Here is a 13,740-nt window from a genome sequence, read left to right on the forward strand (position 1 = left end):
TGAGCTCCCCCGACGCAAAGGTGGTACTCCGTCAAGCGATGGGAACGGATGCCCGGTCGACTATTCGGGGGCGGCGCACTGCACTTTTGCGGACCTTGATTTCCGCGGCCTCTCTGCAACGATGCTGCGGCACCTGCTCGATTTTCCCTTGAGCGTGATCCGTCCAGGGGGTGTTGAATATGACGAAAGTCATCGGCATCAGTGGATTCGAGAGCTCGATCCCCTTCAAGCGGAAGCACTGGCCGGGCCTGGAGGAGCGCGAATATCGGATCTCACAGGGCCACGATTCCGCCGCAGTGCTGGTGGTCGACGGCAGGATCGTCGCCGGTGCCGCCGAAGAGCGCTTCAACCGCAAGAAACACACCGGTGATTTCCCGATCGGCGCTGTCAGCTACTGCCTGGAGACCGCTGGCCTGAAGCCATCCGACATCGACGTGATCTCTCACGGCTTCGACTACGCGCCCTACAAGGCCGCATTCATGCTGGATCCGACCTCCGCCCAGCAATACAGGGAGGTCTTCTCGCGCGAAAAACTGCTCTCGCAAGTGGATGAGCACCTGCCCGGATTTCCGGCCCGCAAGGTCCACCACGTCAACCATCATCTGTCCCACGCCGCCAGCGCCTACTACACCTCCGGCTGGAACGAATGCCTGGTGGTGATCCTCGACGGCATGGGCGAGGTCCACGCCGTCACCGTCTATCACGCGCACGACAACGCGATCGACAAGCTCGCGGAAATCACCGCCCAGGATTCGATCGGCATCCTCTATTCCACGCTGACGCTGCATCTCGGCTTCGATTTCAACTCCGACGAATACAAGATCATGGGCCTCGCTCCCTACGGCGATCCCGCCCGCCACCGTCGCTTTTTCGAGCGGACCGTCGAGCTGCGCGACGACGGCCTGATCAGGATTCCGCTGCTCCGCCTCAATACCGAACGCCATGATCGCGAAACCTACGGCGCGACGCGACGCCATCTCGGTGAGTATCTGATCCCGGCACGCGCGCCCGACGGCGACGTCACCGACGACCATCGCGACGTCGCCGCAGCGCTGCAGGAATGCCTCGACAGCGTCATGCTCCACATCTGCGGTCATTTCGGCCGCAGCACCGGCCTGCGCAGGCTCGCGATGGCGGGCGGCGTCGCGCTCAACTGCACCGCCAACGGCCGCCTGCTGCAGTCCGGCCTGTTCGACGAGATCTACGTTCAGCCGGCCGCCGGCGACGATGGCTCCGCGCTCGGCGCGGCGCTCTGGTCGGCATCGCGCGACAGCGGCGTGAAGAACGTCCGGATGCCGGTCCCCTTCCTCGGCCCCGCACCCACGCAAACCGAGATTTACAGGGCGCTGGCCGACACCGTCGGCCGCATCGAGGTCACGCGCTTTCCTGATCTCGACGAGACCTGCGCAGCGGCGGCCAGGCTGATCGCCGCCGGACGCGTGCTCGGCTGGTACCGCGGACGCATGGAGTTCGGCCCCCGCGCCCTGGGACACCGCAGCATCCTGGCCGATCCCGGTCATCCTGACATGCGTGACCGCATCAACGCGATGGTCAAGATGCGCGAAGCCTTCCGCCCGTTCGCGCCGGCGGTCAGCCTCGAGCAGGTGCATGACTGGTTCGAGGTGCCGAAGGGGCTCGAGCTTCCCTACATGATCATGACCGCCGACGTGTGTCCCGAGCACCGCGCCGCGCTGCCGGCGATCACGCATGTCAACGGCTCGGCCCGGGTGCAGACGGTTAGCGTCAGGGACAATCCGGAATTCCACGCGTTGCTGCGAGCGGTCGGCCGGGCGACCGGCCGCGAAATGGTGCTGAACACGAGCTTCAACGTGAAGGGGCAGCCGATCGTCAACACGCCGCGCGAGGCCATCGACACTTTCCTCGGCACCGGCATCGAGTATCTCTTCCTCGAGAACATGCTCGTCCGCCGCGCGGGACAGACGTAGCCGGCACTGGCGCGAAAAGGTGAGGGGGCCGAAGCCCCCTCGCTGACGACTAGCGCCGGTGTCCGCCGTGATGTCCGCCGCCGTGATGTCCGCCGCCATGGTGGCCGCCGCCATGGTGGCCGCCGTGATGACGGTGCCCGTGATGATGATGACGGGGGTAGAAGTGCGGACGATGATGCCATCCGTGATGGCGCGGTCCGTAGCCGTAGCCCGGTTGCCAATAGCAGCGGCCCCAGCGATCGCAGACCTGGCGCACCTTGTCGACATTGGACGTTTCGCCTGCGATGTGGCTGGCCTGCGGAAGCCCGTTCGGCATCGCCGATGCCGCACCGGACATCAACGCTGCGCTTCCGAGCGCGGCCAGTCCAATAATTGCAAGCTTGATATTCATTGAGATCTCCTTGGTTGAAGCCTGAAAACGTCCATGCGGCCGCTTCGTTGCTGCGACAAAAAAGCCAGACAGGTGCACTCGGGTTCTGGCGATGCCGGTTCAACGCAGCAAATGCGGGAGTTGTGAGGTCGCTCCGCGCGCTGGCGACAATTGGCCGCGCGACAGAATGGCGAGGCGCAAACAATACGTGATGACCTTTGGTGGCGCTTCGCGGAAAAGTGCTCTACTGCGCGGTCGGCGGATGTTCGGCGGCCTTGTTGAAGAAGGCAGCTTCCTCGGCGGTGGCTTCGAGGAGTTGCTGGTCCTGGTCGTAGACGTCGTTGCGGAACTGGACGGTCCGGTCCTTCGTCATCCACGCCGTGAGGTAGATCCAGGCCACCGGCACCTTCTTCAGCATGCGGACATCCTGGCGCTGTCCGGTGGCGATCGCGGCATCGATGGCAGTGCGGGTCCACTGCGGCTGGTCTTTCAGCAGCCATGCCGCGAGATCGCGGACATTGTCGACGCGCGAGCAGCCATGCGAATCGAAGCGATAGTCGTCGTTGAACAGGCTGTGCTGATTGGTGTCGTGCATGTAGACCGAATAGGAATTCGGCATGTCGATCTTGACCGCGCCGAGCGCATTCCATGCGCCGCTCTGCTGACGCACCGTGATATTCGGCGTGTGATCGCCCGACCAGTCGACCGAACGCGGATCGATCGGGTTGTCGTGGGCGTCGAGCACGTCCATGTGCATGCGCGACAGGTAGGCCGGATCCTTGCGCATATGCGCCGCGATCTCCGTCCTCGTGATCGATGACGGCACCGTCCAGGTCGGATTGAGAATGACGTCGGTGATCTCGGACGTCAGCGTCGGCGAGGGTTTCTCGGTCTTGCCGACGATCACGCGGTAGCGCCGCACGACCTTGTCGTCCTCGACGGCCTCGGCGAAGGTGGCGGGAATGTTGACGACGACATAGCGCTGCCCGAACTGGAAATCCATCTGGTCAAGCCGCTCTAGCGAGGCCTCGAGCTGCTTGATCCGCTTCTGCACGGGAACGTTGAGTGCAGCCAGCGTCCGCGGCGTCACCGAGCCGGTCGCCGCGAGCCCGTGGCGTGTCTGGAAGCGCTTCACCGCGCCGGCCACGACTTCATCATAGGAGCCGGTGGCCTTGTCGGCGGCAAGGTCGCCGGTGATGATCAGACGGTTGCGCAGCAGATCGTCATGGGCGCCCTGGACGCCCAACGCAAATCTCGCGTCCGTGGGGATCGTGGGCCAACCGCCGCGGGCGGCGAGATCGGAATAGCTCTTCACCACGTCGCGAATGCGCTGTGCGCTGCCCTGGTCGTAGGTCGGCTCGCGCGACAGCGCGAGCGCGGCAGCCGATCGCGTTTCCGCGACCGAGGTCGACGCGGCCGGCTTGGCCTGGCCTGGCTGGGTGGCCGCCGGTGCCGCAGCCGGCAAGGCATGATGAGGCGGGACTGCCGCAGTCGGGCCGGGCGCGCCGGTGGTTTGGGTGAATGCCGGTAGGGCCGCAAGCATCGTGGCTACGACGAGTGTCACTCTCTGCATATCTCGATTCTCCGGACTGCGTCGCTTGCGCGAAAAATCGGAAGGCACGGCCCCGGCCGCATGAATGGAGGGGGGGCGGCGCGTTCGTACGAAGGTGATGATCTATCCCGAGACCGTTGCGTCTTGATTAAGTTTTGGTTGCGATCGGAACATTACCGTGACCGTCGTGCCGGCCCAGGGCGGGCGCCATCGTCCGCATCGCGGCCGCTCGACCTTGTGGCGTACATTAACGCGGAGATCGCTCGCTCGCTGTGCCGAAGCCGAGGGCACGGACCTAGCGGCGCCGAACGGCAAAAGAAAAAGCGCTGCCATCGCCGATGGCAGCGCTTCGATATCTTCCCGGTCCGACCGGCGCGTGGCGATCCCAATGACCGGTCGCGGCCGATCCGCTCGCCCTGGTCGATCGCGTTCGCGGTGTCGCGATCGTACCTGTGCTGCCGTTCAGTCTTCGTTGGCGGCGATCGATTCCATCAGCGACACCAGTTGGCGCTGCACGGTCTGATCCTTGATCTTGCTGTAGGCGCGCAGCAACCGGAGGCTGAACGCGCTGTCGAGGAACAGCAGGCTCTCGACTTCGCGGGCCTTGTTGTCGCCGTCGTAGAAGAAGGTCACCGGCACGTCCAGCGCGGTCGCGATCTGCTGAAGGCGGGCGGCGCCAACGCGGTTCACGCCCTTCTCGTACTTCTGAACCTGCTGGAAGCTGACGCCCAGCTTGTCGCCGAGTTCCGCCTGCGAGATCTTCTGCTCGACACGGCGCAGACGAATCCGCTTGCCCAACTCAATGTCCGGCTTGCCGGCGCTGCGCTGCTTCATCTTCTTTGCTGCTGATCTGTTCATTCTTGTGACCCGTCCTTCAAATCGAGAATCCCTGGCCCGGTCGGGTCAGGGACACGTTCATGATGTACCGCGTTAAGCTCGAGTGGATCGTCAGTTCGTCCGAACGACGAAATCCAAGAAGATCGCGGGATGGTATCCAAACGCACTCGCGCATTGGAAGCACCCAAGTACCGAATCGGTCGACTACCTGTAGTCGACCGCACCAAGGTGTCTGTCGACACCCCGCCCTCTACATTTGGCAAAATATTGACCAAACCACAACTAGCGCGAGTTTGATCGACACAGATTTTGCGCGCATGCTTACTGGGCGGCAATGCACTGCGCCCGTAGTTCTACGGGCAGCCAATATTGTACGAGCGTCCTAGTATGGATGCAACCCCAGCTAGTGCATCCTGAGGTCGCGGCGACGGTCCGCGGTTGCTTGACTGAATCGCCGCCGATGCGAAAAGTTTGACGTAAGTCCAAGTCAGGCTTTCGGAATGTTGCTGGACAATTGCCCAAAAGTTCTGAATCATCGGGAACAATTGTGCGCCTACGGAAAGCCGGCGAACTCTGGCAGGAGAGGCCAAATGAAGCGGAAGAGGGGAACACCTCGACTCTACCTCGCAGCTTCGGGAGTGGAAGATATGCCGGTCGCAAATACGGAAGAACGGTTGCTGGCGCTGCTGGCAACCCTGGAAGAATGTCAGGCATTTCTGACTGACCGGGCGAACACGGAGACGGCGCGGCTGTTGTCCCTTGCCATCCTCGAGCTTCGGATGGAGCTGCACAAGGTGACGGATTCCGAGTTGAAGGCGCTGTGTGACATGATCGCGTCGGACGAGCCGGTGCAGGAACCGGCGTCCAGGCAGTTGCCGCCGTATCTGCGGCTGATCAAGTAAGCCCGCGCCCCGCGCCATGCGCGGGACGCTGCCGGCCCTGTGTCGCGTGGCTCAGCCCGCGGTCACGTCGACCGCCTCTGTGCCTTCGAGCACGCGCCGGGCCTTGTCCCGGTCCAGGTCACCTTCCCAAGCCGCGACCACGACGGTGGCGACGCAGTTGCCGATCAGATTGCCGACGGCGCGCGCCATGCCGATGAACCAGTCAACCGAGAGCACCAGCACGAGGCCGATCGCCGGGATGCTTGGCACCGCATTGAGCGTCGCCGCCAGGATAACGATCGCCGAGCCCGGCACGCCGTGCGCGCCCTTCGATGTGATCAGCGACACGCCGAGCACCAGCAGCAGGTCGCCGAACGACAGCGGTGTGTTGGTTGCCTGCGCGATGAAGACGACCGCCAGCGTCAGATAGATCGAGAACGCATCGAGGTTGAACGAATAGCCGGTCGGAATCACGAGGCCGACCACCGAATCCTTGACGCCGAAATGCTCCAGCTTGCGCATCACCTGCGGCAGCACCGCGTCGGAGGATGCCGTGGCGACCACGATCATCAGCTCCTCGCGCAGGTAGCCGAGGAACTTGAGGATATTGATGCCGGCCAGCGCCATCACCCCGCCGAGCACGCCGAGCACGAAGATCGCGACCGACACGTAGAACAGCGCCACCAGCGACAGCAGCTGCTTCAGCGAGCCGACACCGTATTTGCCGACCGTGTAGGCGACGGCGCCGAGCACGCCGATCGGCGCGAAGCGCACGATCAGGCCCATGGCGCGGAACAGCACAGTCGAGACCGCGTCGATGAACGAGGTGATCTTCTCGCCCTTCTCGCCGCCGACCAGCGCCAGGCTGACGCCGAAGATGATGGCGAAGAACAGCACCTGCAGCACGTCGTTGCGCGACAGCGCGTCGAACGAGGTGGTCGGGATGATGTTGAGAAGGAAGCTGCCGATGCCTTCGCCCTTCAGCTTCTGCGCGTTGCTGGCATAGTTGCCGAGCGCCTTGGCATCCAGCGTCGAGGTATCGATGTTCATGCCGTGACCGGGCCCGAACAGGTAGGCCAGGATCAAGCCGACCACGAGTGCGACCGTCGTCATCGCCTCGAAATACACCAGCGCCTTGACGCCGACGCGGCCGACCTTCTTGAGGTCGCCGGCGCCCGCGATGCCGTGCACCACCACGCAGAACACGATCGGCGCCACGATCATCGAGATCAGCTTCAGGAAGGCATCGCTGAAGATCTTCAACCCGATCGCGAAATCGGGTGCGGCCATGCCGATGATGATGCCGAGCAGCAGCGCAACGAGCACCTGCACGAACAGCGATGTGTAGAGCGGCTTGCGTGCAACCGTGGCTTCCGCTGCGATGGTCGACATGAACTCCCCCTGTTTTTGGCCGGTGTTCTTGCCGGCCGATCCCACCCCATCTTAGCAACTTGCGTGCCAAGATGTCGCAGGATTGGGAGCCATTTACCCAGTCATTCGCCGGTTTCGAGGGTGCTGGTCACCGTGTAGACGACGCCGTGGGGCAGGAAATCCACCGTGGCCTCGCCGCCGAGCTGGTCGCGGGCGCTGCGCTCGATCAGCCGGGAGCCGAAGCCGCGCTGCACCGGCGCCGCGACCGGTGGTCCGCCGGCCTCTGTCCAGATCATCCGGAGCTTCGGCCCGGGACTCTCGTCAAGGATCTCCCAGTCCAGCGTCACCGTGCCGGTGTCATTGGACAACGCGCCGTATTTAGCGGCGTTGGTCGCCATCTCGTGCAGGAGCATCGACAGCACCAGAGCAAGCCGGGGCGACAGCGGCACGCGCGGCCCGAACATCTTGACCCGCTCGGCGGTGTTGTTCAGCAGATAGGGCCGCAGCACGCGGCTGACTACGTCCTGCAGGTCGGAGCCCTGCCATTTGTCGGTCGAGAGCAAATTGTGCGCCTCGGCCAGCGCGCCGAGCCGTCCCTCGAATTTCTCGCGCTCGGCGCGGCTCGCGCTGCGGAAGGTCTGCGTGGCGATCGATTGCAGGATCGCCAGCGTGTTCTTGACGCGGTGGTTGAGCTCCTCGATCAGGAGGTCGTGCAGCATCTCGCCGCGCGCGATCGTGGTCGCCATCCGCACCGCAAAGCCGAGGCCGACCAAGAGCAGGACGCCGCCGATCACGCTGGTGATCGCGAGCGAGCGCCACAGCGGCGCCACCAGCGAGTTCTCGGCGATGCCCGCCGCGACGGTCCACCCGGTGACGCGCGATCGGGTAAAGCCCGTGATCAGCGCGACGCCTTCGAGCGAGACGGTCGGCAGTGTCGCCTCGCTGCGGCGGAACATCTCGGCAAACAACGTTGGCGAGGCGCGCTGCCCGATGGTCGCCTGCGGATTCGGCACGCGGGCGAGGTTGACGCCGTCGCCGTCGAAGATCGAGATGGTCCAGTCCTGGTTCAGGCGCTGCCGCTCGATCATGGCCTGGAACACCTCGATCGGCGGGCTGAAGGAGATGTCGTAGAGCACTTCGCGGTCGCGTATCACCGGCACCTCGACGGTGATGATCAGCTGCTGCTTCACCTCGCCGAAGAACAGGTTGGAGTATTGCGGCTGCCGCGTCGCAAACACCTTCTCGACGATCTCGAGATTGTTGCGCGGCGGCAGGCTCGCGGTGTCCGGCGTCAGCGAGGAGAACGCCTGGCGTCCCCTGCGGTCGGCCACCAGCACCACGCCGTCCTTGCCGTATTGGTCGAGAAAGCCGGCCGCGACGCGGCGAAAGTTGTCGAAGTCGCTGTTGCGCAGCGAGTTGGTCAGCGCCAGCACCTGCAGTCCGCCGGTCATGCGCTGCATTTCCGCATCGAGCAGCAGGCGGATGCTGCGCGCCGTCTCCAGCACGCGCTGCGTGGCGGCCTGACGATCCCGTTGGTAATTGTGGAAGACGATCCCGACCGCGAAAACGATCAGCGGCAACATCGTCCCCGCGACCAGAAGCGCGAGACGCACTGGCAATGTCAGTTTCGGCACGATGTCCCCGGGTCGGTGCCCGTTTGCGGTGAGCTTAGGGGAAGCGGGAAAAGTCCGCCAAAGGAAATGACTGGCAATCGGAGGAATTTCGCGGCGCACAGAGCATGATCCGGAAAAGTGTGAAGCGGTTTTCCGGAAGGATCATGCTCAAACGAGGTTTGTGCGCCGCGGAATGGCGTTGTGTCAGAGATTGCTCTCGGTGATCGCGGCGTAGACCATGGTGCGCAGTTCGCGCCGCAGCGGATAGGCGCTCGACGGCAGCACCTGGGTCATGAAGATCGTGATCAGCTCCTCGGCTGGATCGATGAAGAACGATGTCGTCGCGGCGCCGCCCCAGTTGAATTCACCTGGGCTGCCCGCGATCAGGGTCTGCGCCGGGTGCATGGTGACCGCGAAGCCGAGGCCGAAGCCGATGCCGTTATAGGCAGCCTCGGCGAACATCGAGCGCGACATCGCCGGCAGATCGACGCCGCCGGGCAGATGGTTGGTGGCCATCAGCTTCAGCGTCTTCGGGCCGAGCAGCCGGACGCCGCCGAGCTCGCCGCCGTTGAGCAGCGCCCGGCAGAAGGTCAGATAGTCGGCCGCGGTCGAGCACAGCCCGCCGCCGCCGGAGACCAGCGAGGGCGGCGACAGGAACGAGCTGGTGGCCGGATCGTCCTGCAGCGTCAGCGTGCCCTTGCGCTCGGCGGCGAGCGGGTTGAAGCCGCCCTGCGGGTCGGCGGAATAGCAGGCGGCAAACCGGTGCGCCTTGTCGGCCGGCACGAAGAAGTCGGTGTCGTTCATGCCGAGCGGCTTGAAGATTCGCTCCTTCAGGAACTGCTCGAACGGCATCCCTGAAATCTTGCCGACGAGATAGCCGAGCACGTCGGTGGAGACCGAGTAATTCCAGGCTTCACCCGGCGAGAACTCCAGCGGGATCTTCGCCAGGTCCTCGATCATGCTGTCGAGCGTGCCGGCCTTGATGACCTCGCCGATCTTCTTTTCGCGATAGGCGGCGTCGACATTGGAGCGCTGCTGGAAGCCGTAGGTGAGACCCGAGGTGTGGCGGAGCAGATCGACGATAAGCATCGGCCGGCTCGGTGGGCGGGTCAGGAAGGCGGGCGCGGTGCCGGCGACGAACACGCCGAGGTTCTTCCATTCCGGAATGTATTTGGTGACCGGCTCGTCGAGCGCGACCTTGCCTTCCTCGACCAGCATCATGAAGGCGACCGAGGTGATCGGCTTGGTCATCGAATAGATGCGGAAGATGGTGTCGTCCTTCACCGGCACCTTGCGCTCGAGATCGGCAAAGCCCTGGACGGTGGAATGCACGATCTTGCCGCGGCGATAGATCAGGAGCTGGGTGCCGGGAAAGCGGCCGGAATCGATGTAGCGGCTCTTCAGATGCGCTTCGAGGCGGTTGAGGGCGGTGGTCGACATTCCCGCGGATTCGGGCGAGGCAGGCGTGGGAGCTAACATCGGGCATTTTCTCCGGCTGGCGAGGCAGCCTTGATAGCCGAAAAGTGTCCGTTGCAGCAATCGGCCGCCGCTTACCGGCACCGGGCCGGTCGTGTACGGTCGGGGCCGCAATCGTGCCCTCAAGGGATACGTCAAGGGAAACGCCGAGATGACCCAGTTCAACGAAACCGAGCTCACCACAGCCGTCATCCGCAGCTTCGACCAGACGCCCGATCCGCGGGCCAAGTTCCTGCTGCAGGAACTGGTGAAGTCGCTGCACGACTATGTGCGCAAGACCGATCTCACCTTCGAGGAATGGGACCACGCCATCGGCTTCCTGACCCGCACCGGGCAGAAGTGCACGGACATCCGCCAGGAATTCATCCTGCTGTCCGACGTGCTCGGCGTGTCGATGCTGGTCGATGCGGTCAACCACCGGGATCGTGACGGCGCGACCGAGACCACCGTGCTCGGCCCGTTCTATGTCGGCGAGCACAAGGTGACGCCGCACGGCACCGATATCTCGGCAAGCCTGCCCGGCGAGCGCATGTTCGTGCAAAGCCGCGTCACCGACCTCGACGGCAAGCCGCTGGCCAATGTGCCGGTCGATATCTGGCACGCGGATGACGACGGGTTCTATGACTCGCAGAAGCCGAGCTATGCCACCGAAGGCCCGTCCTCGCGGGCGCGCTTCATCACCGATGCCGACGGCCGCTTCTTCTTCCGCACCATCGTGCCGTGCAGCTATCCGATCCCGACCGACGGTCCCGTCGGGCAGATGATCACGCAGACCAACCGGCATCCGATGCGGCCGGCGCATGTGCACTTCCTGGTCAATGCCAAGGGCTATGAGCCGCTGATCACGCATGTGTTCGTCGAAGGCGACAAGTACATCGACTCCGATGTCGTGTTCGGTGTGAAGGACGAACTGATCGCCAAGGTCGAGCGGCGCACCGATCCGGTGATGCCCGACGGCCAGCGCTCGGATCGCCCGTGGAGCCTGATGACCTACGAATTCCACGTGAAGCCCGGCGGCGGAATGGCGCCCGCGCCGCTCGGCACCAAGGTCGCCGAAGACGCCTGATCACTGCCGTCCACGCGCTCTGCTCAATTCATGTGCGGCGCACAATAATTGGGCGAATCGCATTTTTTGGCAGCGCGCGGGGACTTCCGCGCGCGCTGCGACAAGTTGCGCAAAACATTGCAATAAAATCAGTTTTTGCACTGCGGTAGCTTGGCACAAGGCTTGAATAGTCAGCTGCCGACGCCATTGAAGCCGTCCCTCGAGGCCACCCCATCGGATTTCTGACGCCGCCAGACCGGGGCCGCCCCGGTGCATGCCCTTTTGCGCCCTGCGCGCGTCGCCGCCCGATGAACGGTGCTCGACGCAAAGACGCAACACCGTGACGCAACGACGCAAAGGACGACCGATGACCAAGCCCAGCAACACGCCCCGAGGCCGCGCGATCAGCCGTCGCCAGCTCCTGAAGGCAACCGGCGGCGCCGCCGCGCTGCTCGCCGCAGCCAAGCTCAACTTTCCCGCTGGTGCATTCGCGCAAGGCGCGGGTCCGGAAGTGAAGGGCGCCAAGCTCGGCTTCATCGCGCTCACCGACGCCTCGCCGCTGTTCGTCGCCAAGGAGAAGGGCATCTTCGCCAAATACGGCATGCCCGATGTCGAGGTGCAGAAGCAGGCTTCGTGGGGCACCACGCGCGACAACCTCGTGCTCGGCTCCGAAGGCAACGGCATCGACGGCGCGCATATCCTGACTCCGATGCCGTATCTGATCTCGGCCGGCAAGGTGACGCAGAACAATCAGCCGACGCCGATGTACATCATGGCGCGGCTCAATCTGAACGGTCAGTGCATCTCGGTCGCCAAGGAATATGCCGATCTCAAGGTCGGCATCGACACCACGCCCTTCAAGGCGGCGCTGGAGAAGAAGAAGGCCTCCGGCAAGGCGGTGAAGGCCGCGATGACCTTCCCGGGCGGCACGCATGATCTGTGGATTCGTTACTGGCTCGCTGCGGGCGGCATCGATCCCGACAAGGACATCGAGACCATCGTGGTGCCGCCGCCGCAGATGGTGGCCAACATGAAGGTCGGCACCATGGATTGCTTCTGCGTCTGCGAGCCATGGAATCTGCAGCTCATCCATCAGGACATCGGCTACACCGCGATCACGACAGGCGAGCTCTGGGACAAGCATCCGGAGAAATCGTTCGGCCTGCGCGCCGCCTGGGTCGACAAGAACCCGAAGGCTGCGAAGGCACTGCTGATGGCCGTGATGGAAGCCCAGCAGTGGTGCGAAAAGGCGGAGAACCGCGAGGAGACCGCGGCGATCTGCGCCAAGCGGCAATGGATCAACTGCCCGGTCGAGGACATCACCGATCGCATGAAAGGCAAGTTCGACTACGGCACCGGTCGGGTGGTCGAGAACTCGCCGCAGCAGATGCGGTTCTGGAAGGACAACGCATCCTATCCCTATCAGAGCCACGACCTCTGGTTCCTCACCGAGGATATCCGCTGGGGCAAGTATGAGGTGGGTTTCGACACCAAGGCGCTGATCGCCAAGGTCAATCGCGAGGATCTCTGGAAGGAGGCCGCCAAGGAGCTCGGCGTGCCGGCATCGGAAATTCCAACTTCGACCTCGCGCGGCAAGGAGACCTTCTTCGACGGCAAGGTGTTCGATCCCGCCGATCCCGCCGCTTACCTGAAGTCGCTGTCCATCAAGCGTGTCGATGTCTGATGTGAGTGGAGCCGCGCGCATCGCGCGGCTCTCCCTTTGACCACGGAGATTGTCTGTCAATGTCGATGCCTGCCATGAAGACCGAAGTGTCAGCGGTGGCGATCCCGCAGGCCGCTGCCGCGGCGCCGGTCGTGACCATGACGCCGAAGCGCGCGTCGCGCGCCGAAGCCTACGCCAAGATGGCGAAGGAGACCGCGGCGCGCGTCGTGCCGCCGTTGATCGTGGTCGCGCTGCTGCTGGTGGTGTGGGAGCTGATCTGCCGGCGCGCCGGCTCCAGCCTGCCGCCGCCTTCAAAAGTGTTCAAGGACACCAGGGAGCTGATCCTCGATCCGTTCTTCGACAATGGCGGCATCGACAAGGGCCTGTTCTGGCACCTCTCCGCCAGCCTTCAGCGCGTTGCCTACGGCTATTCGCTGGCGGCGATCGCGGGCATCGCACTCGGCACGCTGGTCGGCCAGTCGGTCTGGGCGATGCGCGGGCTCGATCCGCTGTTCCAGGTGCTGCGCACCATCCCGCCGCTCGCCTGGCTGCCGCTGTCGCTCGCAGCATTCCGCGACGGCCAGCCCTCGGCGATCTTCGTGATCTTCATCACCTCGGTATGGCCGATCATCATCAACACCGCGGTCGGCATCCGCAACATCCCGCAGGATTACCGCAACGTCGCCGCCGTGGTGCAGCTCAATCCGCTGGAGTTCTTCACCAAGATCATGATCCCGGCGGCCGCGCCCTACATATTCACCGGCCTGCGCATCGGCATCGGACTGTCCTGGCTCGCGATCGTCGCCGCGGAAATGCTGATCGGCGGCGTCGGCATCGGCTTCTTCATCTGGGATGCGTGGAATTCCTCGCACATCAGCGAAATCATCCTGGCGCTGTTCTATGTCGGCATCATCGGCTTCGTGCTCGACCGGCTCATTGCGGGCCTCGGCAAAGTCGTGACCCGCGGCACGGCTGCGAACTGAGGA

Annotated in this window: 11 protein-coding genes; 5 read left to right on the plus strand and 6 right to left on the minus strand. The window is 64.0% G+C overall.

Features of this window, described 5'->3' with window-relative positions:
- Positions 1 to 179 precede the first annotated feature (179 nt).
- Positions 180 to 1,946, plus strand: coding sequence for a carbamoyltransferase C-terminal domain-containing protein (locus JQ573_RS05920; protein ID WP_212311291.1), 1,767 nt, complete (start codon positions 180 to 182; stop codon positions 1,944 to 1,946).
- A 49-nt stretch (positions 1,947 to 1,995) separates the two neighbouring features.
- Here JQ573_RS05920 and JQ573_RS05925 read toward each other — a convergent pair whose 3' ends face one another.
- From JQ573_RS05925 to JQ573_RS05935, 3 genes are all read right to left on the minus strand, one after another.
- Positions 1,996 to 2,337, minus strand: a complete 342-nt coding sequence (locus JQ573_RS05925; RefSeq protein WP_212311290.1) for a hypothetical protein — start codon at positions 2,335 to 2,337, stop codon at positions 1,996 to 1,998.
- Between the two features lie 223 nt (positions 2,338 to 2,560).
- A complete protein-coding gene (locus JQ573_RS05930; protein WP_212311289.1) occupies positions 2,561 to 3,889 on the minus strand; it encodes a murein L,D-transpeptidase in 1,329 nt (442 codons plus the stop codon).
- A 441-nt stretch (positions 3,890 to 4,330) separates the two neighbouring features.
- Positions 4,331 to 4,726 (minus strand): helix-turn-helix domain-containing protein, encoded by a 396-nt coding sequence (locus tag JQ573_RS05935; protein WP_016844123.1) that lies wholly within the window; start codon positions 4,724 to 4,726, stop codon positions 4,331 to 4,333.
- A 569-nt stretch (positions 4,727 to 5,295) separates the two neighbouring features.
- Here JQ573_RS05935 and JQ573_RS05940 point away from each other — a divergent pair.
- Positions 5,296 to 5,607, plus strand: coding sequence for a hypothetical protein (locus JQ573_RS05940; RefSeq protein WP_212311288.1), 312 nt, complete (start codon positions 5,296 to 5,298; stop codon positions 5,605 to 5,607).
- 51 nt (positions 5,608 to 5,658) lie between these two features.
- Here JQ573_RS05940 and JQ573_RS05945 read toward each other — a convergent pair whose 3' ends face one another.
- The 3 genes from JQ573_RS05945 to JQ573_RS05955 form a co-directional block, all read right to left on the minus strand.
- A complete protein-coding gene (locus JQ573_RS05945; protein WP_212311287.1) occupies positions 5,659 to 6,978 on the minus strand; it encodes a dicarboxylate/amino acid:cation symporter in 1,320 nt (439 codons plus the stop codon).
- A gap of 101 nt (positions 6,979 to 7,079) precedes the next feature.
- Complete coding sequence (locus JQ573_RS05950) at positions 7,080 to 8,591, minus strand: sensor histidine kinase (RefSeq protein WP_212311286.1); 1,512 nt, start codon at positions 8,589 to 8,591, stop codon at positions 7,080 to 7,082.
- 183 nt (positions 8,592 to 8,774) lie between these two features.
- Positions 8,775 to 10,049: a serine hydrolase gene (locus JQ573_RS05955; protein ID WP_212311285.1), complete on the minus strand. Its 1,275-nt coding sequence runs from the start codon at positions 10,047 to 10,049 to the stop codon at positions 8,775 to 8,777.
- 148 nt (positions 10,050 to 10,197) lie between these two features.
- Here JQ573_RS05955 and JQ573_RS05960 point away from each other — a divergent pair, with 148 nt between their 5' ends.
- The 3 genes from JQ573_RS05960 to ntrB all read left to right on the plus strand — a co-directional run bounded on the left by JQ573_RS05960 (position 10,198) and on the right by ntrB (position 13,737).
- On the plus strand, positions 10,198 to 11,112 hold the full coding sequence (locus JQ573_RS05960; RefSeq protein WP_212311284.1) for an intradiol ring-cleavage dioxygenase: 915 nt from the start codon (positions 10,198 to 10,200) through the stop codon (positions 11,110 to 11,112).
- A 346-nt stretch (positions 11,113 to 11,458) separates the two neighbouring features.
- The gene (locus JQ573_RS05965) at positions 11,459 to 12,775 is read left to right on the plus strand and encodes a CmpA/NrtA family ABC transporter substrate-binding protein (RefSeq protein WP_212311283.1); all 1,317 of its coding nucleotides are present in this window, start codon (positions 11,459 to 11,461) and stop codon (positions 12,773 to 12,775) included.
- 59 nt (positions 12,776 to 12,834) lie between these two features.
- The gene (ntrB, locus tag JQ573_RS05970) at positions 12,835 to 13,737 is read left to right on the plus strand and encodes a nitrate ABC transporter permease (RefSeq protein WP_212311282.1); all 903 of its coding nucleotides are present in this window, start codon (positions 12,835 to 12,837) and stop codon (positions 13,735 to 13,737) included.
- The last annotated feature ends 3 nt before the right edge of the window (positions 13,738 to 13,740 follow it).

The organism is Bradyrhizobium sp. AUGA SZCCT0105, from assembly GCF_018129565.1.
In the GTDB taxonomy this organism is placed as follows: domain Bacteria; phylum Pseudomonadota; class Alphaproteobacteria; order Rhizobiales; family Xanthobacteraceae; genus Bradyrhizobium.

What these genes read in the sequence shown, in the direction of transcription:
- JQ573_RS05920 (WP_212311291.1), top strand. Translation starts at nt 180, where the DNA reads ATGACGAAAGTCATCGGCATCAGTGGATTCGAGAGCTCGATCCCCTTC.
- JQ573_RS05930 (WP_212311289.1), bottom strand. Translation starts at nt 3,889, where the DNA reads ATGCAGAGAGTGACACTCGTCGTAGCCACGATGCTTGCGGCCCTACCG.
- JQ573_RS05925 (WP_212311290.1), bottom strand. Translation starts at nt 2,337, where the DNA reads ATGAATATCAAGCTTGCAATTATTGGACTGGCCGCGCTCGGAAGCGCA.
- JQ573_RS05945 (WP_212311287.1), bottom strand. Translation starts at nt 6,978, where the DNA reads ATGTCGACCATCGCAGCGGAAGCCACGGTTGCACGCAAGCCGCTCTAC.
- JQ573_RS05935 (WP_016844123.1), bottom strand. Translation starts at nt 4,726, where the DNA reads ATGAACAGATCAGCAGCAAAGAAGATGAAGCAGCGCAGCGCCGGCAAG.
- ntrB (WP_212311282.1), top strand. Translation starts at nt 12,835, where the DNA reads ATGTCGATGCCTGCCATGAAGACCGAAGTGTCAGCGGTGGCGATCCCG.
- JQ573_RS05955 (WP_212311285.1), bottom strand. Translation starts at nt 10,049, where the DNA reads ATGTTAGCTCCCACGCCTGCCTCGCCCGAATCCGCGGGAATGTCGACC.
- JQ573_RS05940 (WP_212311288.1), top strand. Translation starts at nt 5,296, where the DNA reads ATGAAGCGGAAGAGGGGAACACCTCGACTCTACCTCGCAGCTTCGGGA.
- JQ573_RS05960 (WP_212311284.1), top strand. Translation starts at nt 10,198, where the DNA reads ATGACCCAGTTCAACGAAACCGAGCTCACCACAGCCGTCATCCGCAGC.
- JQ573_RS05965 (WP_212311283.1), top strand. Translation starts at nt 11,459, where the DNA reads ATGACCAAGCCCAGCAACACGCCCCGAGGCCGCGCGATCAGCCGTCGC.